At 69.0% G+C, this 19,675-nt stretch carries 14 protein-coding genes; 11 read left to right on the plus strand and 3 right to left on the minus strand.

The genetic code is table 11. The features are described from left to right. Positions 1 to 128 precede the first annotated feature (128 nt). Positions 129 to 2,858 carry a transglycosylase domain-containing protein gene (locus tag V5O46_RS30740; protein WP_332888020.1) on the minus strand — a complete coding sequence of 910 codons (2,730 nt, stop codon included), beginning with the start codon at positions 2,856 to 2,858 and terminating at the stop codon, positions 129 to 131. 395 nt (positions 2,859 to 3,253) lie between these two features. Between V5O46_RS30740 and V5O46_RS30745 the strand changes: the two genes are divergently transcribed. From V5O46_RS30745 to V5O46_RS30760, 4 genes are all read left to right on the plus strand, one after another. Then, positions 3,254 to 3,931 (plus strand): PadR family transcriptional regulator, encoded by a 678-nt coding sequence (locus V5O46_RS30745; RefSeq protein ID WP_332888021.1) that lies wholly within the window; start codon positions 3,254 to 3,256, stop codon positions 3,929 to 3,931. A 44-nt stretch (positions 3,932 to 3,975) separates the two neighbouring features. Next, on the plus strand, positions 3,976 to 5,058 hold the full coding sequence (locus tag V5O46_RS30750) for an inositol-3-phosphate synthase (RefSeq protein WP_332888022.1): 1,083 nt from the start codon (positions 3,976 to 3,978) through the stop codon (positions 5,056 to 5,058). A gap of 79 nt (positions 5,059 to 5,137) precedes the next feature. Further along, a complete protein-coding gene (locus V5O46_RS30755) occupies positions 5,138 to 6,400 on the plus strand; it encodes an MFS transporter (RefSeq protein WP_332888023.1) in 1,263 nt (420 codons plus the stop codon). 122 nt (positions 6,401 to 6,522) lie between these two features. Continuing rightward, the gene (locus V5O46_RS30760) at positions 6,523 to 7,035 is read left to right on the plus strand and encodes an LppU/SCO3897 family protein (RefSeq protein WP_332888024.1); all 513 of its coding nucleotides are present in this window, start codon (positions 6,523 to 6,525) and stop codon (positions 7,033 to 7,035) included. 101 nt (positions 7,036 to 7,136) lie between these two features. On the opposite strand, the gene V5O46_RS30765 is transcribed toward V5O46_RS30760, so the two are convergent. After that, positions 7,137 to 8,606, minus strand: a complete 1,470-nt coding sequence (locus V5O46_RS30765; RefSeq protein ID WP_332888025.1) for a CCA tRNA nucleotidyltransferase — start codon at positions 8,604 to 8,606, stop codon at positions 7,137 to 7,139. Positions 8,607 to 8,848: 242 nt separating this feature from the next. Here V5O46_RS30765 and V5O46_RS30770 point away from each other — a divergent pair, with 242 nt between their 5' ends. The 7 genes from V5O46_RS30770 to trxA all read left to right on the plus strand — a co-directional run bounded on the left by V5O46_RS30770 (position 8,849) and on the right by trxA (position 18,679). Then, positions 8,849 to 11,248 (plus strand): DUF6049 family protein, encoded by a 2,400-nt coding sequence (locus V5O46_RS30770; RefSeq protein WP_332888026.1) that lies wholly within the window; start codon positions 8,849 to 8,851, stop codon positions 11,246 to 11,248. A 44-nt stretch (positions 11,249 to 11,292) separates the two neighbouring features. Further along, positions 11,293 to 13,668, plus strand: a complete 2,376-nt coding sequence (murJ, locus tag V5O46_RS30775) for a murein biosynthesis integral membrane protein MurJ (RefSeq protein WP_332888027.1) — start codon at positions 11,293 to 11,295, stop codon at positions 13,666 to 13,668. Between the two features lie 137 nt (positions 13,669 to 13,805). After that, positions 13,806 to 15,521 (plus strand): protein kinase family protein, encoded by a 1,716-nt coding sequence (locus tag V5O46_RS30780; protein ID WP_332888028.1) that lies wholly within the window; start codon positions 13,806 to 13,808, stop codon positions 15,519 to 15,521. Positions 15,522 to 15,553: 32 nt separating this feature from the next. Beyond that, complete coding sequence (sigM, locus tag V5O46_RS30785; protein WP_332888029.1) at positions 15,554 to 16,351, plus strand: RNA polymerase sigma factor SigM; 798 nt, start codon at positions 15,554 to 15,556, stop codon at positions 16,349 to 16,351. Next, entirely contained in the window at positions 16,348 to 17,208 is an 861-nt protein-coding gene (locus tag V5O46_RS30790) for an anti-sigma factor family protein (protein WP_332888030.1), read from the plus strand. Before sigM ends, V5O46_RS30790 begins: the two co-directional genes overlap by 4 nt. Before the next feature lie 127 nt (positions 17,209 to 17,335). Next, positions 17,336 to 18,304, plus strand: a complete 969-nt coding sequence (gene trxB / locus V5O46_RS30795; protein WP_332888031.1) for a thioredoxin-disulfide reductase — start codon at positions 17,336 to 17,338, stop codon at positions 18,302 to 18,304. Between the two features lie 45 nt (positions 18,305 to 18,349). Continuing rightward, complete coding sequence (trxA, locus tag V5O46_RS30800) at positions 18,350 to 18,679, plus strand: thioredoxin (RefSeq protein ID WP_332888032.1); 330 nt, start codon at positions 18,350 to 18,352, stop codon at positions 18,677 to 18,679. Between the two features lie 77 nt (positions 18,680 to 18,756). On the opposite strand, the gene V5O46_RS30805 is transcribed toward trxA, so the two are convergent. Beyond that, entirely contained in the window at positions 18,757 to 19,374 is a 618-nt protein-coding gene (locus V5O46_RS30805; protein ID WP_332888033.1) for a GNAT family N-acetyltransferase, read from the minus strand. Positions 19,375 to 19,675 lie beyond the last annotated feature (301 nt).

Below are 19,675 nucleotides of genomic sequence, written 5' to 3' on the forward strand. Positions count from 1 at the left end.
CAATCCCCGCGCGACCGCTTGCGGGGCCGGGGGGGGGCGCCCCCCCGCGGGGGGCCCCCCCCCGGCCCCTGTTTCACGTGAAACATGCGGGTGTTTCACGTGAAACACCCAAGCCGGGCGTCCGGCTGCTAGCCGGTCGGACCTTCGAAGAGACCACCGTTCTGGTTGCCTCGGGTCGGCTCACCTTCCGACTCACTGGTCGATGGCGAGGACGATGGTCCCCCGTCTCCACCTCCGCTATCACCGCCGTTGGCATTGCCACCATTGCCGTTTCCGCCGTTGCCGTTTCCGCCGTTGCCGTTTCCGCCGTTCTCGTTCTCGTCCTGACACCTCCAGTCGAAGACACCGCAGGTGTCGGTCGGCGAGGGTGCGGGACTGGTCTCCGTCTCACTGGGCGTCGGGCTTGGCGTGGGGCTGGAGTCCTCGGACTCGGTCACCGAGGGGGTCGGAGTCGGGGTCGGGTCGGCATTGATGATCTCCCCGATGGGCTCCGGCTCCGGGAACTTCACCTTCGGCTGTCCCTTGAGGGCGTCCTCCATGTAGTCGTGCCAGATCTTGGCCGGGAACGAGGCGCCGTGGATCTTCTTCTCACCACCCGTGCCGAACATCTCCTCGAACTCGCGGTCCTTGTTCTTCTCGTCGTCGTCCAGCCGGAACATACTGACCGCGGTCGCGAGCTGCGGCGTGTAGCCGACGAACCAGGCGGACCTGTTGCCATCCGTCGTTCCGGTCTTGCCCGCCACCTCACGGCCGGGCAGCTGGGCGTTGGTGCCCGTACCCTTCTCGACGACGGTCTTCAGGACGTCCGTGACATTGTCGGCGACCTTGGCGGTGAACGCCTGCTTGGTCTCAACCTTGTGCGTGTAGAGGGTGCCGTCCTTGTTGGTGACCTTGGTGACCGAGTACGGCTCACGCTGCTTGCCGCTGTCCGCGAAGGTGGCGTACGAGGCCGCCATCCGGATCGCGCTGGGGTCGGAGGTACCGATGGAGAAAGAGGGGAACGTCGTACCGGCCAGGCTGCCCTCCAGCAGGCCGGCGTCCATCGCAGCCTCCTTCACCTTGTCCAGGCCGACATCCATGCCCAGCTGGACGAAGGAGGAGTTCACCGACTCCCGCATCGCCTCACGCAGGTCGACCTTGTACGCGGGCGGCTCACCGTACGACACGTCGCCATCGTTGACCTGCTCCCACTCAGCGCCTTCCTCGTTGTGCCAGACCGACCCGTCGTAGTTCTTGATCTTGAACTTGTTCTTACCGGTGTACAGGCTCTTCGGGGAGACCACGGTGCGCTCGTCCTGGGCCTGGGTCTCGCCGAGGTCCGGATCGCGCACGCCCCACTTCATCGCCGCCGCCAGCACGAACGGCTTGAACGTCGAACCGACCTGGGCGCCGGTGACATCCGAGTTGTTGGTGAAGTGCTTGGTCGCGTCCGTACCGCCGTAGATGGCCTTGATGGCGCCCGTCTCGGGGTCCACCGAGGCCCCGCCGAACTGGACGTGGGTGTCCGTCTCGGGGCGCTTCTCCGGGTCGATCTTCTCGTCGTAGACCTTCTTGACGGCCTTCTCCAGCTCGTCGACCTTCTTCTTCTCGAAGGTCGTGTGGATCGAGTAGCCGCCCTTGTCCAGCTGGTCCGCGGTGGCGACGCCGCTCTTGATGACCGAGGCCTTGGCGAGGTCGACGAGATAGCCGATCTGGCCGCTGAGCGCGGTGTTCGACCGCGGGTTCTGCGTCGTCGGGAGCTCGGTGTACTTGACGCGCTCCTCCTGGCTCAGCTTGCCGTACTCCACCATCTTGTCCAGCGTGTCCTGCATCTGCCGCAGGGCCCGCTCCTTGTTGGCCTTCGGGGTGGCGGCGGGGTCGATCGAGGTCGCGCCCGCGGGGTCGAAGTACGTGGCGCCCTTGAGCGTCGCGGCCAGGAACGCGCACTCGCCGGGGTTGAGGTCGACGGCGTCCTTGTTGAAGTACGCCCGTGCCGCCGCCTGGATGCCGTAGGCACCCCGGCCGTAGTACCCGGTGTTCAGGTAGCCGGCGAGGATGTCGTCCTTGTCCTCCTGGGCACCCACCTTGATCGAGACGAAGAGCTCCCTGACCTTCCGGGAGACCGTCTGCGACTGGTCGTCCAGCATGGCGTTCTTGACGTACTGCTGGGTGATGGTGGAGCCGCCCTGCGTCTCCCCGCCCTTGGCCATGTTGAACACCGCGCGGGCGATGCCCTTGGGGTCGATGCCGCTGTCGGTGTAGAAAGTCTTGTTCTCCTGGGAGATGACGGCGTTCTGCATCGCCTTGGGGATCTGCGCCAGGTCGATGATCTGGCGGTTGCGCTCACCGCCCGTGGCGACCATCTGGCTGCCGTCGGCCCAGTAGTAGACGTTGTTCTGCGCCGTGGCCGTCAAGGCCACCTTCGGCACGTCCACCAGCGCGTAGGCGACCCCCGCGGCGGCCACCATGGCGCCGAAGAACGCCACGCACAGCCCGGAGACGAGCTTCCAGGACGGCACCCAGCGGCGCCACCCGTACTTGTCGTGGCGCGGATAGTCGATGATCCGCTTCCGGCCCGGCGCCACGGCCCGGCCGCGCCCGGCGGGTGCCGCACGTCGGCCTCCGTGGCCGGGGTGGTCGGCCGCTCTGCGCCGGCCACCCCCGCTGCGCTGTGCCGCACGGCGGGCCTCGGCTCGGCCGCCGTACGGGCGCTCCTCACCTCCCGGCTCATCGGAGCCCGGCCCATGGGCGCCGGAGGAAGATCCGGTGGCGCCTCGCGGTGCCGCGCGGCGGCCGGAGGACGAGCCGGACTGACCGCGTCGGGCCGCGGCACGTCCGCCTCCCTGCGGCTGCGGCGGTTTGCGACGGTGCTCGCTCATCGAACGACTTCTCCTCGGGCAGGCGCACCTCTGCGCGCCTGGAAACGGCGGCTGGTTTCCGGTCCCCCCGAAGTACGGATGCGGCTCGTGCCGCACTCAGCCCGTACTGCACCAGGGACAGGGACGCCCACTCGCGTCACTCGGTTCCCTGTGGTCTGCATGGCGGACAGACTACGCACCGCCAAAACACGCGAGCACCGAAGTTCACCTCAAATCAGGCAACTTGCTTCCGATGAATCGGTGATGTGATCCCGTTCACCGACCCACCACTTGTCGCAGGCGGAACGCCGTTCTATCGTCTTGATGTATCGAGTCGATACATCAGCTCGGCATAAAGACCAGGCAACCCCGTCACGGCACCCGCCGCCGCGGGTCGCGGCAGAGAGGAGGCGACGATGAGCCGGCGTTCCGGGATCCTCGAGTTCGCCGTACTCGGCCTGCTCCGCGAATCCCCGATGCACGGCTATGAGCTGCGCAAACGACTCAACACGTCACTGGGTGTGTTCCGGGCGTTCAGCTACGGGACGCTGTACCCCTGCCTCAAGACGCTGGTCGCAAACGGCTGGTTGATCGAGGAGCCGGGGAACACCGCCGAGGCCGCAGCCTCCCTCACGGGGCGCCGCGCCAAGATCGTCTACCGGTTGACGGCAGACGGCAAGGAGCATTTCGAGCAGCTGCTCTCGCAGACGGGGCCCGACGCGTACGAGGACGAGACCTTCGCCGCTCGCTTCGCGTTCTTCGGCCAGACGTCGCGCGACGTACGTATGCGTGTGCTCGAAGGCCGCCGCAGCCGGCTGGAGGAGCGCCTGGAGAAGATGCGGGCCTCGCTGGCCCGCACCCGGGAGCGCCTCGACGACTACACGCTCGAGCTCCAGCGCCACGGAATGGAGTCCGTGGAGCGCGAGGTGCGCTGGCTGAACGAGCTCATCGAGAGCGAGCGGGCGGGGCGGGACCTCAGGGGTTCCGCCTCCGAGGGGGCCGCTCACCAGGACAGGACAAATGGAGCGCCGGGCGACCTGCCCCGGTCCGGGAGCGACTCCCGGCCGGATACGCCCGACGACACCGCCACGTGAGCGCCCAGCCAGGGCCTCACTCGTACACACAGGGAGCAACCGGAATGGGTTCGGTTCGCGTAGCCATCGTCGGCGTGGGCAACTGCGCCGCATCGCTGGTGCAGGGCGTCGAGTACTACAAGGACGCCGACCCGGCGTCGAAGGTCCCGGGCCTGATGCACGTCCAGTTCGGCGACTACCACGTCGGTGACGTCGAGTTCGTCGCCGCCTTCGACGTGGACGCCAAGAAGGTGGGCCTGGACCTCGCGGACGCCATCGGCGCCTCCGAGAACAACACCATCAAGATCTGCGACGTCCCCCGTTCCGGAGTGACGGTCCAGCGCGGCCACACCCTCGACGGCCTCGGCCGGTACTACCGCGAGACTATCGAGGAGTCCGCCGAGGCGCCGGTCGACGTCGTCCAGGTCCTCAAGGACCAGCAGGTCGACGTCCTGGTCTGCTACCTGCCGGTCGGCTCCGAGGACGCCGCCAAGTACTACGCCCAGTGCGCCCTCGACGCCAAGGTCGCCTTCGTCAACGCCCTGCCGGTCTTCATCGCCGGCACCAAGGAGTGGGCGGACAGGTTCACCGAGGCGGGCGTGCCGATCGTCGGTGACGACATCAAGTCGCAGGTCGGTGCCACCATCACGCACCGTGTCATGGCGAAGCTGTTCGAGGACCGGGGCGTCATCCTGGACCGCACGATGCAGCTGAACGTCGGCGGCAACATGGACTTCAAGAACATGCTCGAGCGCGACCGCCTCGAGTCCAAGAAGATCTCCAAGACGCAGGCCGTCACCTCGCAGATTCCCGACCGGGAGCTGGGCGAGAAGAACGTCCACATCGGCCCGTCCGACTACGTGGCCTGGCTCGACGACCGCAAGTGGGCCTACGTCCGTCTGGAGGGCCGCGCCTTCGGTGACGTCCCGCTGAACCTGGAGTACAAGCTCGAGGTCTGGGACTCCCCGAACTCCGCGGGCGTGATCATCGACGCGCTGCGTGCCGCGAAGATCGCCAAGGACCGCGGCATCGGCGGCCCGATCCTGTCGGCGTCGAGCTACTTCATGAAGTCCCCGCCGGTCCAGTACTTCGACGACGAGGCCCGGGCGAACGTCGAGAAGTTCATCAAGGGTGAGGTCGAGCGCTGACCCGCTCCCCGCACCCGCGGTTGGGGTCCCCCAGGGCGTTGCGCCCGGGGGACCTCTCTCGTATGTGAGGCTGTGCCCCATGGCCGTCGTCCGTGATCTGCGCGTGCTGCTGCGCCTGCAGGGTTTCCGTCGGCTGCTCGCCGTGCGCCTGCTCTCCCAGGGCGCCGACGGCGTCTACCAGGTGGGGCTCGCCACCTACGTGGTGTTCGCGCCGGAGGAACAGACCTCGCCCGCCGCGATCGCCTCCGCGATGGCAGTCCTGCTGCTTCCCTACTCCCTCGTGGGTCCGTTCGCCGGGGTGCTGCTGGACCGCTGGCGCCGCCGCCAGGTCTTCCTCTACGGCAATCTGCTGCGCGCCGTGATGGCCACGGTGACGGCCGTCCTGATGGTGGCGGCCGTTCCGGACTGGCTCTTCTACGCCTCCGCGCTGTGTGTCACCGCGGTCAACCGCTTCGTCCTCGCAGGTCTGTCCGCCGCGCTGCCCCGTGTGGTCGACGCCGAGCGGCTGGTGATCGCCAACTCGGTCTCCCCGACCGCCGGCACCCTCGCCGCCACCGCGGGCGGTGGTCTCGCCTTCGTCGTGCGTCTCGTCGTCGCGGACTCCGACGCCGCCGTGGTGCTGTTCGCGGCGGTGCTGTACCTGTGCGGAGGGCTGGCCTCGCTGCGCATGGCCGTGGCGCTGCTGGGTCCCGACCAGGCGCTGGCTCAGCCTCGGCTGTCCTCCGCCCTCGTCGGCAACGTCCGCGACCTCGTGGCAGGGCTGCGCCACCTCGCCGCACCGGCCCGCCGGGACGCCGCCTGGGCGCTCACCGGGATGACGCTGATGCGGTTCTGCTACGGCGCGCTGCTGGTCATGCTGCTGATGCTGTGCCGGTACGCCCTGACGTCGAGCACCGACGAGGGGCTCGCCCTGTTGGGGCTTGCGCTCGGGGTCTCGGGCGCCGGTTTCTTCGCCGCGGCCGTGCTCACGCCATGGGCGGCGGGGCGGCTGGGGCCGGCGCGCTGGATGGCGGTGTGCGCCGCGGGCGCCGCGCTGCTGGAGCCCGCCCTCGGCCTGCCGTTCGCCACTGTGCCGATGCTCGCCGCGACGTTTCTTCTGGGGCTGACGACTCAGGGCTCGAAGATCGCGACCGACACGATCGTGCAGTCCTCGGTCGACGACGCCTTCCGTGGCCGGATCTTCTCCGTCTATGACGTGCTGTTCAACGTCGCCTTCGTCGGCGCCGCGGGCATCGCCGCCCTGATGCTGCCGCCGGACGGCCGCTCGGTGCCGTTGGTCCTCACGGTCGCCGCTGTCTACGCGGCAGTTGCAGTGATTATGGCCAGGTTTGCCCGCCAGTAAGTGTTACATCAGTGCCACAGAGTTCCATCTGATGCTGGAGTTGTCAGTGGGGGCCGATAACTTACGTGGGTCTTATCGCGCCATGTTCGCGTCATGCACCGACGTTTGAGGGGGACCCCCAAGTGACCACTCCGCCGCCCCAGGGCAACCCGTTCGCGCAGGGCCAGCCGCAGGGCCCGCAGCAGCCCCAGGGCCAGAACCCCTACGCCGAGGGTCAGCAGGGCTTCCCGCAGCAGCCCGGCCAGCCCGGGTTCCCGCAGCCGGGCGCCCCGGTCCCGCCGGAGCCGGCCCGCCGCAAGCTCGGCTTCAAGAAGATCAAGAACATCGTGATCGCCGTGGCCGTCGTCTCCATAGCGGTGGTCGGCTATGTCGCAAGCCGGGACGACGCCAACACGGCCGCGGTCGGCGACTGCATGCACCGGGGCAGCACTGACGACAGCAACCCGGACCTCGAGGTCGTCGACTGCAACTCCGCGGAGGCCCAGTTCGTGGTGCTGGCCAAGGTCAAGGGCACCTACACCGCGCTCACTGCGGAGAGCAAGTGCTCCGAGGAGGCCAAGGACTTCCAGTACTCGTACACCGAGAGCGGGGACGGTACCGATTTCCTGCTCTGCCTCAAGGACTACAAGAAGTAGGCGTCCTCGCGCGGGAAGGGGCTGTGTTTCACGTGAAACACCGCCCCTTCCGCATCCTCGCCGGGTCATGTTTCACGTGAAACGTGACCCCGTCCATATCCTCAAGCCTCCTGGGCGGCCCACCACTCCTTGAGCGCGGCCACGGCCGCGTCACGCTCCATCGGTCCGTGCTCCAGGCGGAGCTCCAGCAGATACTTGTACGCCTGGCCGACGACCGGTCCGGGGCGGACGCCGAGGACATCCATGATCTCGTTGCCGTCGAGGTCCGGGCGGATCGCGTCCAGTTCCTCCTGTTCCTGAAGCTTGGCGATGCGCTCCTCCAGCCCGTCGTAGGCCCGTGAGAGGGCGGCGGCCTTGCGCTTGTTCCGGGTGGTGCAGTCCGAACGGGTCAGCTGATGGAGCCGGTCCAGCAGCGGACCTGCGTCCCGCACATAGCGGCGGACCGCCGAGTCCGTCCATTCACCTGTTCCGTACCCGTGGAATCGCAGGTGCAGCTCGACCAGCCGCGAGACGTCCTTCACCAGCTCGTTGGAGTACTTCAGCGCCGTCATGCGCTTCTTCGTCATCTTCGCGCCGACCACCTCATGGTGGTGGAACGAGACCCGGCCGTCCTTCTCGAAGCGGCGCGTGCGTGGCTTGCCGATGTCGTGCAGCAGAGCAGCCAGGCGCAGCGTCAGATCGGGACCGGATTCCTCCAGCGCCATCGCCTGCTCCAGGACGATCAGCGTGTGCTCGTAGACGTCCTTGTGCCGGTGGTGCTCGTCGCTCTCCAGTCGCAGGGCGGGAAGCTCGGGAAGGACGTGCGCGGCGAGGCCGGTGTCGACCACCAGGCTCAGTCCCTTGCGCGGGTGGGCCGAGAGGATCAGCTTGTTCAGCTCGTCGCGGACCCGCTCGGCCGAGACGATCTCGATCCGTCCGGCCATGTCCGTCATCGCCGCGACGACCTCGGGAGCCACATCGAAGTCGAGCTGTGCGGCAAAGCGCGCGGCCCGCATCATGCGCAGCGGATCGTCCGAGAAGGACTCCTCCGGAGTGCCCGGGGTGCGCAGCACGCGGTTGGCGAGATCGTCCAGCCCGCCGTGCGGGTCGACGAACTCCTTCTCCGGCAGCGCGACGGCCATCGCGTTCACCGTGAAATCACGGCGGACGAGATCGTCCTCGATGGAGTCGCCGTACGACACCTCGGGCTTGCGCGAGGACCGGTCGTAGGCCTCCGACCGGTATGTGGTCACCTCGATCTGGAAGGTTCGCTCAGTGTCTCCGACGCGGGCCGCCTTCTGCGCACCGACCGTGCCGAAGGCGATGCCGACCTCCCAGACCGCGTCCGCCCAGGGCCGCACGATCTTGAGCACGTCCTGGGGACGGGCGTCGGTGGTGAAGTCCAGATCATTGCCGAGCCGGCCGAGCAACGCATCCCGTACCGAGCCACCGACCAGGGCGAGGGAGAACCCGGCCTCCCGGAAACGGCGAGCTAGATCGTCGGCGACAGGGGCGACCCGCAGCAGTTCACTCACCGCGCGGTGCTGCGCCTGACTCAGGGCACTGGGGTTGACTTCATTGACGTTCGGCACAACAGAAAAGGGTACGTGCCCCGGGCGGTCGCCAGCGCTCCCCTTTTTCCCACGGCCCGATATATGAGGCCCGAAACACACGCCAGCCCGGCTGCCCCTCTGTACGGGCACATTGGGGACACCGACCTCCCCGCCCCCGATCTTGTGGCGCACTCCGCGGCACTTCCTCTCAGCGCGCATCGTTACCATGCGTGGACGCACATTCCGACGACCACTGACGACGACGAGGGACGGGCGAGCGCGTGGCCGACGCGGCAGACTTCCAGGGGACCAGTCCCTCACCTGCCCGCCGCCGGATGCGGCGCACCGCAGCCCTGCTCGCCGGTGCACCCCTGCTGGCCGGGCTGGTGCAGCTCCCCGCCGCGGGCGCCGTACACGCCGACGCGCCCAGCACCCTCAAGGCCGACTCCGACTCGGGGACGGTTGCCGTCGCCGTCGACTCGCTCACCCCGGCCGCCCCCACCGAGGGCGACACGGTGACGGTCTCCGGCACGGTGACCAACACCGGCAAGCAGACGGTCACGGACGCGTATGTGGGTCTGTATCTCGGCCCCCAGCTCCAGACCCGCTCGGCCATCGACCGGGTCGCCAGGAACAGCGACGACCTCGGCGGCTCCCTCGGTGCACAGCTCGACGACACCTACGTCGAGAAGTTCTCCAAGCTCACCCCCGGCGTCGCCGAGCATTTCAACCTCTCCGTCCCGGTCGACGAGCTGAACCTCCGGGAGGACGGCGTATACCAGTTCGCCGTCACTCTCTTCGGCGAGACCTCCAACCGGTCATGGGAGCACCTCCTCGGTGTGCAGCGGACCTTTCTGCCGTGGCAGCCGGAGGAGGCCGACACCAGGACGAGGACGACGTTCCTGTGGCCGCTGATCTCGACCGCTCATATGGCCGCGGAGACGGGGTCGAACGAGCAGCAGACACCGGTCTTCCTCAATGACGACCTGGCCAAGGAGATCTCCCCCGGAGGCCGTCTCAACCAGATGGTGGCGCTCGGCCGGGACCTCGGCATCACGTGGGTGGTAGACCCGGATCTGCTGGCCTCCGTGGATGCGATGACGGGCAGCTACGAGGTCCGCGGCGAAGACGGTGGCACCACCCCCGGCAAGCACCAGGACATCGCCAAGCAGTGGCTGGCCGACCTGCAGGAAGCCGTGTCCGGGGACGAGGTGGTCGCGCTGCCCTACGCCGACCCCGATCTGGCGTCCCTCGCCCACAACGGCAAGGACGTCACCGGCTCCCTGAGCCAGCTCAAGGACGCCACCGACGTCGTCGTGAGCACGGTCGAGACGATCCTCCACGTGAAACCGACCACCGACTTCGCCTGGCCGGTGGAGGGCGCCGTCGACCCGTCGATCGTCAAGGTCGCCACCTCCGCCGGCGCCGACAGGGTCATCGCCCGCAGCGACAGCCTGGAGGAGACCAGTGGGCTGACCTACACGCCCTCCGCGGCCCGGCCCATCGGCGGCGGTACCACGGCGGTCGTGGCGGACGCCCGGCTGTCGACGGCCTTCGAGGGAGACCTGACCACCGCCTCCGCCTCCACCGTCGCCGTGCAGCGCTTCCTCGCGCAGAGCCTGGCCGTCGATCTCCAGACGACCAAGGAACGCAGCATCGTCGTCGCCCCGCAGCGCATGCCGTCGGGCAGCCAGGCGCGGGCGATGGCCGAGGCGCTGCGCACTCTGCAGAGCGGCACCTGGTCCCAGTCCCAGGATCTGACGGAGGCCGCCACGGCCAAGCCGGACCCGGCCGCCACCACACGGGTGCCGGGAGCCTCCGCGTACCCCGCTGCGCTGCGCAAGCAGGAGCTGCCCCGGGTGGCCTTCACACAGATGGCGCAGACACAGGCCAAGCTCGACGAGTTCAAGGTCATCCTGTCGGACCAGTCCCGCGTCGTGACCCCCTTCGGCCGGGCCATGAACCGTGAGATGTCGACGTCCTGGCGCGGCCGGGCCGTCCAGGCCGCCACGTTCCGCGACGGGGTGAAGAGTTATCTCGACGGTCTTGCCCAGCAGGTCAGACTGATCGACAAGTCGGAGACCAAGCTCTCCGGCCGCAGCGCCACGATCCCGGTGACCGTCCAGAACAACCTGGTGCAGGGCGTCGACCACCTCGTGCTGCGGCTCACCTCCACCAACCCGACCCGCCTCAAGATCGACGGGGAAGCCTTCCAGGAGCAGCAGGTCACGGTCTCCGGCGGACACAGCCGGTCGGTGAAGTTCACCACGTCGGCCAACGCCAACGGCCGGGCGACGGTGATCGCCCAGCTCTACACACAGGATGGGCAGAAGTACGGCGCCCCCGTCACCTTCGACGTCAAGGTCACCGAGATCACCGCCACCGTGATGCTGGTCATCGGCGGCGGTGTGCTGCTGCTCGTCCTCGCCGGATTCCGGATGTACACGCAGCGCAAACGTGCCGCGGCCCACGCGGCCGAGGAAGCCGGCCCCGATCCGGCGGAGCCCGCCGCGGACACCTCGGAGAGCACGGAGAACCGTGAAGGACCCAGCGACCGTCCCCAGGAGAAGTCCGGGACACGCCCCCGGGCAGAGGACCCGGAGCAGCCGAGTGACCCGGCACCGGACACCGCACCGGAAAGCGCCGACCCGTCCGGCACGGGTGAGAGAGTGGACCGTTGAGGATGTCGTGGCCGGTCGGCCCGGGACGATGAGGTGGGGTACGCATGAACGCGCCGTACGACGGTGACCGCGGCCAGGCCACGGGCAGCTCGGGCCACCCCGAGGGCCTGCCGCCCGGTCACGGCCGGCTGCCGACGCCGGAGCAGTCCGCGGACGCGTATCTGCAGGACGCCTACGACCAGGACCCCTACCGCGGGCAGGACCTCGCCGCGCAGGACCCGGTCGACGAGGCGCTCTACGACCGTGCTGCGCACCCGCCGCCGCCCCCGGGCTCCCAGCCGCCGCAGCAGCCGCTGTACGGAACGCCGCCCCCGTCGCCGTACGCCCCCGACCCGAGGGTCTGGGCCCAGACCCCGGCACCGGAGCCGGATGCCCCCACGCAGTACCTGCCGTACGGCGACGACCCGCGCACGACCCAGTACGTCGGTGTGGACGACCTCGTCACCCAGGCGGGCGAGCAGCGGCACGAGCCGGACGCCTTCGCCCACCTGTTCCGGGACCAGCAGCAGGCCGGCGGCCACCCGTCGTACGACCAGCCGTCGGTGCCCGCTCCCGCACCGGACCCGAGCCAGTACGGCATCGCCCCGGGCCCGTACGGAGAGGCCCCCGCCCCGGGCCCGCAGGGCAGCCCGCCGCCGCCCCAGGATCAGTACGCCGCGCCGGCCCCGCCGGCCCCCGGCGCGCACGCGACCGCCCCGCCCGCGCCGTCGGCCCCGGCGCCGGAGCCCGCCGCCCCGGAACCGGAGGCCGCCCCGCCGACCGCACCCCCGGCCGCCCCCGCCAAGAAGGGCGGCCGCGCCACGGGACTGCTGAAGTCCAGCGCCGTGATGGCGGCGGGCACCATGGTGTCCCGGCTCACCGGCTTCATCCGTTCCGCGATGATCGTCTCGGCGCTGGGTCTCGCTCTGCTGGGCGACTCCTTCCAGATCGCCTACCAGCTGCCGACGATGATCTACATCCTGACCGTCGGCGGCGGCCTCAACTCGGTCTTCGTCCCACAGCTCGTCCGGGCGATGAAGGACGACGAGGACGGCGGCGAGGCCTACGCCAACCGCCTGCTGACCCTCGTGATCGTGGCCCTGGCCGCGCTCACCGCGCTGGCGATGCTGGGTGCGCCGCTGCTGGTGCGCATGCTGTCGAACCCCGTCGCCAGTGATCCGCAGGCCAACGAGGTCGCCGTCACCTTCACCCGCTACTTCCTGCCCTCGATCTTCTTCATGGGCATCCACGTGGTGATGGGGCAGATCCTCAACGCGCGCGGCCGGTTCGGCGCGATGATGTGGACCCCGGTCCTGAACAACATCGTCATCATCGTGACGCTGGGCATGTTCATCTGGGTCTACGGCACCGCCGCGGACTCCGGGATGACGGTGGAGACCATCCCGGCCGAGGGGCAGCGGCTGCTCGGCATCGGCATCCTCCTCGGGCTCGTGGTCCAGGCGCTGGCGATGATCCCGTACCTGCGGGAGACGGGTTTCAGGCTGCGGCTCCGCTTCGACTGGAAGGGCCACGGCCTCGGCAAGGCCGCGAAGCTCGCCAAGTGGACGATCTTCTTCGTCCTGGCCAACCAGGCGGGCGCCCTCGTCGTCACCCAGCTCGCCACCGCGTCCGTGGTGGACTCCGAGGTGCCCGGCACCGGTTTCAGCTCCTACGCCAACGCCCAGCTGATCTGGGGCCTGCCCCAGGCCATCATCACCGTCTCCCTGATGGCCGCCCTGCTGCCCCGTATCTCCCGCTCGGCCGCGGAGGAGGATGGGGGCGCGGTCCGCGACGACATCTCCCAGGGTCTGCGCACCACGGCCGTCGCCATCGTGCCCATCGCCTTCGGCTTCGTCGCGCTCGGCATCCCGATGTGCACCCTGATCTTCGGCGCCTCGGGCACCAGCGAGGCCACCAACATGGGCTACATGCTGATGGCCTTCGGTCTCGGCCTCGTGCCGTACTCCGTGCAGTACGTCGTCCTGCGCGCGTTCTACGCCTATGAGGACACCCGGACGCCCTTCTACAACACCGTCATCGTGGCAGCCGTCAACGCCGCAGCCTCGGTCGTGTGTTTCCTGCTGCTCCCCTCGCGCTGGGCCGTGGTCGGCATGGCCGCCTCCTACGGCCTGGCCTACGCCATCGGTGTCGGTGTCGCGTGGCGCCGGCTGCGCAAGCGCCTCGGCGGCGACCTGGACGGTGCGCGCGTGCTACGGACCTACGCCCGGCTGAGCATCGCGTCGGTGCCGGCCGTACTGCTGAGCGGCGCGGCCTGCTACGGGATCGGACAGACGTTGGGCCAGGGCGTCCTGGGCTCGTTCGCCGCACTGGTGGCGGGCGGGGCGGTCCTGCTCGGTGTCTTCTTCGTCGCCGCACGCCGCATGCGCATCGAGGAGCTCAACTCACTGGTCGGCATGGTCCGCGGACGCCTGGGACGCTGAGACGTGGGGTAGGCGCACAACCATCGTTCGCCGCCGTGTGTCGTGCATAGCGGCAGACTGTGGGCACAATTGGTTTCGGCGTCGGACAGCGCGCAACGGGTGTTCGGCGCGCGATGAATGGGGAGGCAGGAACGACGGTGGCGGAACGGAGCACGGCTGCCGTCGACGTGGCAGACAACAGCGGCGAGAAGTCGCTGACCGCACAGGCGGACCAGTCCACGGCCGACGGGGTGGCAAACAACCGGGAGCGGGACACGGACAGCGACGAGGCACAGGGCGGCGCCGGAACCGAGAGCGCGGGCAAGGCCGCGCCTCCCGAGCTGCACAGCGGCCACAAGCTCGCCAGACGGTACCGCTTGGAGGAGTGCGTCACCCGTCTGGACGGATTCAGCAGTTGGCGTGCCGTCGACGAGAAACTCCGCCGCGCAGTAGGCGTCCATGTGCTGCCGGCCGACCATTCCCGGGCCCGCTCGGTGCTGGCCGCGGCCCGTTCCTCCGCCTTGCTGGGCGACCCCCGCTTCGTCCAGGTGCTGGACGCCGTGGAGGAGAACGACCTCGTCTACGTCGTCCACGAATGGCTTCCCGACGCCACTGAGCTGACCACGCTTCTCGCCTCCGGCCCGCTCGAGGTCTACGACGCGTACCAGATGGTCAGTCAGATCGCGTCCGCCATGGCCGCAGCCCATCGCGAAGGCCTCGCCCATCTGCGGCTGAACCCCAACGCGGTGCTGCGCACATCGACCGGTCAGTGGCGGATCCGCGGTCTGGCCGTGAACGCCGCGCTGCGCGGGATCAGTTCGAACACCCCTCAGGCGTCCGACACGGAGGCCGTCGGCGCCCTGCTGTACGCCTCGCTCACGCAGCGCTGGCCGTACGAGAGCGACGCCTACGGCCTGTCCGGCCTGCCCAAGGACATCGGGCTGATCCCGCCCGACCAGGTACGCGCCGGTGTGCACCGCGGGCTGTCCGAGCTCGCCATGCGGGCGCTCGCCAACGACGGAGCCACCGCCTCCCGGCACGAGGCGCCGTGCACCACGCCGGAGGAGCTGGTGAAGGCGGTCGGCGAGATGCCGCGCATCCGCCCGCCGGAGCCGGCATTCACCACTCCGGGCGAGTACCAGCGCACGACCTACCAGCGGGGCACCTACGGCCGTCCGGCGCCGCATCCCGGCGCTGACCAGCCGGTTCCGACTCCACCGCACCCGCTGCAGAGCCGTACCGGCAAGGCGCTGAAGTGGGGCGTCTCGGCCTTGCTCATCGCCGCGCTCGGCCTCGGCAGCTGGCAGCTGGCCGACGCCCTGATGGAGCGGGGCGGCAAGGCCGACGACCCGCCCCCGACACAGACGACGGACGGCAATGACAAGGGTGGGAAGGAAACCACCCCGGCCAAGCCGTTCAGCATCCAGGGGGCTCAGGAGTTCATCGCAAAGGGTGACGCCCAGCACCCGGGGGATGTCGGCAAGACCTATGACGGCGACAGCTCGACGTACTGGCGTACCAACAGCTTCATCGACGGTCCCGTTCTCGCGCCCTACAAGCCGGGCGTCGGCATCGTCTACGACCTCGGCTCGGCGAAGACGGTCTCGACGGCGACCATAGGGCTGCACTACAGCGGCAGCCATACGACGGTCGAGCTCTATGCCGCGGACTCGCTGCAGCCGTCGTCCCTCGACGCGATGCAGCAGATCGGTACCGTGACGACGAGCGGGAACACTGCCACGGTGAAGGTCACGAAGCCGGTGAAGTCCCAGTACGTGCTCGTATGGCTCACCGCGCTGCCACATGCGGCAGGGGACAGCTACAGCAGCGCGGGCTACAAGCAGGCCGTCACCGACGTCACCTTCAAGGGCTGACATTAGGGCGAACACCAGGGGAGGGGGGTCCGATGTCCGATGACACCGCATACGGCGACACCAGCGACCAGGACCTCCTCACCCGCCATGTAGCGGGCGATCCCGACGCCTTCGGCGAGCTGGTCCGCCGCCACCGCGACCGGCTGTGGGCGGTGGCCCTGCGCACGCTGGGAGACCGCGAGGAGGCTGCTGACGCGGTGCAGGACGCCCTCGTCTCCGCCTACCGGGCTGCCCACACCTTCCGGGCGCAGTCCGCCGTCACGACCTGGCTGCACCGGATCACGGTGAATGCCTGCCTCGACCGCGCCCGCAAGGCCGCCTCCCGGAAGACCGCCCCGGTCGACGACACCGAACGGCTGGAGCAGCTGCTGGAGCCGCACGAGTCGGCTGCCGCCCCCGCCGAGCGCAACGATCTGCACCGCCAGCTCATCGAAGCGCTCGGAACCCTTCCCGCGGACCAGAGGGCCGCTCTCGTCCTCGTCGATATGCAGGGATACCCGGTCGCCGAGGCCGCCCGCGTCCTGGACGTGCCGACCGGCACGGTCAAGAGCCGCTGTGCCCGCGGCAGAGCCAGACTGCTGCCGCTCCTGACCCATCTGCGCCCGGACCGGGCCAGTGATACCGGTGCAACCGCCGAGAAGCCGGCTGACGGGAGCCCGAGCAGCGAGAACCCGGACGCGGAACGGAACCGGACGCAGGGGGCATCCGTCCCATCCGCAGCGGGACCAGATCGATCGGCCCCGAACCGATCGGCCCCGAACCGAGAGGGCCCGCAAGGCACCGGGCCGAGTGATTCAGCCGTAGTGAAGGGCGGAGGTGGGCGAGCGTGACGTCGTCGACGGCAGACCAGACCTGGCACCCGGACGTCGCCGAGATCTCCGACCTCGCCGAGGGCCTCCTGCCCCCGTCCCGCAGCACGGACGTACGGCAGCATCTGGACGCCTGTGGGGCCTGCGCCGATGTCCACGCCTCTCTGGAGGAGATCCGAGGGCTACTGGGTGCACTGCCCGAGCCGCAGCCCATGCCGGACGATGTCGCCGACCGCCTCGACGCTGCCCTCGCCGCCGAGGCTCTCAGCCCGGACAACACCCCGGCCCATGTTTCACGTGAAACCTCGACCGCGCCGGACCGGCCCGCCGGGCACGCCCGCCCCTCCGCCGCCGGCCCGGGGCGCAAGGACCGCAAACGCGGCGGACGCCGCAGGATCGCCGCCCTCGGTGCCGTCGTCGCGGCGGCTGCGCTCGGTCTGGGCTCGGTGATCGTGTCCGCTCTCAACGAGGGCGGCCCGTCCGAGGAGGCACAAGCGAGCCGGTCCGCACCGGCGGACACCTTCTCCGAGAACCGGCTCAAGGACCAGGTCGCCGCCCTCCTCGCCCAGAGCAACGGCTCCCGGAACGGACCTCGTACCCCGAACGGCATCGGCGCGGAGTCGGAGACCGGCCCCGAGAACCGGATCTTCACCCAGCCGACGGTCCCCGCGTGCATTCAGCAGGGCATCGGCCGCAACGACACGGCGCTCGTCACCGAGGAAGGCATCTATCAGGGCAAGCCGGCGATGCTCGTGGTGCTGCCGGACGCCTCCGAAGCCGACCGGGTCACCGCCTATATCGTCGAGGCAACCTGTGTGGACCACACCACAGTGGCCACGGCCAAGGTGCTGCTCGAGCAGTCGTACCCGCGTTCCTGAACACCTGCGGCACCGGCGCCTGGTCCTCCCGGGAATGCAAGGCCTTTAGGATCCGTTGGGTGGGGTGAGAGCTCTGAGAAGGGCGACCACCGGTCCTGAACGCAGTCCAGAGACGAGGAATCAAGCCGTGAGCGACGTCCGTAACGTGATCATCATCGGCTCCGGGCCCGCCGGCTACACGGCGGCTCTCTACACCGCACGCGCGTCGCTGAAGCCGCTGGTCTTCGAGGGCGCCGTCACCGCGGGTGGCGCCCTGATGAACACCACCGAGGTCGAGAACTTCCCCGGCTTCCAGGACGGCATCATGGGCCCCGAGCTCATGGACAACATGCGTGCCCAGTCCGAGCGCTTCGGTGCCGAGCTGGTTCCGGACGATGTCGTCTCCGTCGACCTGTCCGGTGAGATCAAGACCGTCACGGACACCGCGGGCACGGTCCATCAGGCCAAGGCGGTCATCATCGCCACGGGATCGCAGCACCGCAAGCTCGGTCTGCCCAATGAGGACGCGCTGTCCGGACGTGGCGTCTCCTGGTGCGCCACCTGCGACGGGTTCTTCTTCAAGGACCAGGACATCGCCGTGATCGGCGGTGGCGACACCGCCATGGAGGAGGCCACCTTCCTCTCCCGCTTCGCCAAGTCGGTGACGATCGTCCACCGCCGGGACACCCTGCGTGCCTCGAAGGCGATGCAGGAGCGTGCCTTCGCCGACCCGAAGATCAAGTTCGTGTGGGACAGCGAGGTCGCCGAGGTCCAGGGCGACCAGAAGCTCTCCGGACTGAAGCTGCGGAACGTCAAGACCGGTGAGCTCTCGGACCTGCCGGTGACCGGGCTGTTCATCGCGATCGGCCACGACCCGCGCACCGAGCTCTTCAAGGGCCAGCTCGACCTGGACGCGGAGGGCTATCTGAAGGTGGACGCGCCCTCGACCCGTACCAACCTCACCGGTGTCTTCGGCGCCGGTGATGTGGTCGACCACACCTACCGCCAGGCGATCACCGCGGCCGGTACCGGCTGCTCCGCCGCCCTCGATGCCGAGCGCTTCCTCGCCGCCCTCTCCGACGAGAACCCGGCGGAGCCCGAGAAGACCGCCGTCTGACCCCATCCGCATCCGCCCCACGCAGTAACCAGTTAGGAGCCCGCCGTGGCCAACCTGAAGAACGTGACCGACGACAGCTTCGAGCAGGACGTCCTCAAGAACGACAAGCCCGTCCTGGTGGACTTCTGGGCCGCCTGGTGCGGTCCCTGCCGTCAGATCGCGCCGTCCCTGGAGGCCATTGCCGCCGAGCACGGCGACAAGATCGAGGTCGTCAAGCTGAACATCGACGAGAACCCGGGTACGGCCGCCAAGTACGGCGTCATGTCCATCCCGACTCTGAATGTCTACCGGGACGGCGAGGTCGCCAAGACGATTGTCGGCGCCAAGCCCAAGGCCGCGATCGAGCGCGACCTGGAGGAGTTCATCGCCGAGTAGGCAGTCACGCCGCAACGCATGTTTCACGTGAAACACGAGTGGGTCAGTCCGGAAGGACTGACCCACTCGTCTATGCCTCATAGCGGCCGGAGCACCGGCTCTTTCTGCACCGCCCCGAGCAGCCGGTCGAGAGCCAGCTCCACATCTTCCTTCCAGGACACCGTGGAGCGCAGCTCCAACCGAAGCCGTGGGTGACGGTGATGAGGCCGCACCGTCTTGAAACCCACCGCCAGCAAATGATCCACCGGCAGAACACAGGCCGGTTCCTTCCAGCGAGCATCACCGAAGGCCTCGATCGCCTTGAACCCTCGGCGCAGCAGATCCTTGGCAACCGTCTGGACCACCATTCGCCCCAGACCCTGCCCCTGGAAGCCCGGCAACAGGAACGCGGTCATCAGCTGCACGGCATCAGGTGAGACGGGACTGGTGGGAAACGCCGTCGAGCGCGGCACATAGGCGGGTGGGGCGTAGAGCACAAAGCCCACCGGTGTGTCATCGACATAGACCACCCGCCCGCAGGATCCCCAGTCCAGCAGGACGGCGGAGATCCACGCCTCCTTCTCCAGGGCCGGTGTGCCCGCTTTTACCGCTGCTTCACCGCTGACGGGATCCAGTTCCCAGAAGACACACGAGCGACAGCGCGGGGGAAGGTCCTGAAGGTTGTCCAGCGTGAGCGGTACGAGCCGGCGCCCCATGAAGGCTGTTCCTCGCTTCCTTCGCCCGCCGCATCGCGGGCGGCCGTCAAAGCACTCCGTTCCCTGAGCAGGCTGCCGATGAACCCACCGACCGCGCCCAGGCCCAGACCTGCGCTCACCCATCGGGTGCGGCTCATCGTTCGCATGGCCCCTGCCTCGCTCTCAGAGGAATTGTCAGGTGAGTCCGCCATACTCAAACGCATCGTATCCAGGATGCGATTCCGTCGATACCGGCGAATGGCAAAGAGCGGGCCGTGTGCGGGGGCCCCCCCACCGCCCCCCCCGGCCGCGGCCCCGGCGG

Source organism: Streptomyces poriticola (assembly GCF_036689765.1).
GTDB lineage: Bacteria > Actinomycetota > Actinomycetes > Streptomycetales > Streptomycetaceae > Streptomyces > Streptomyces poriticola.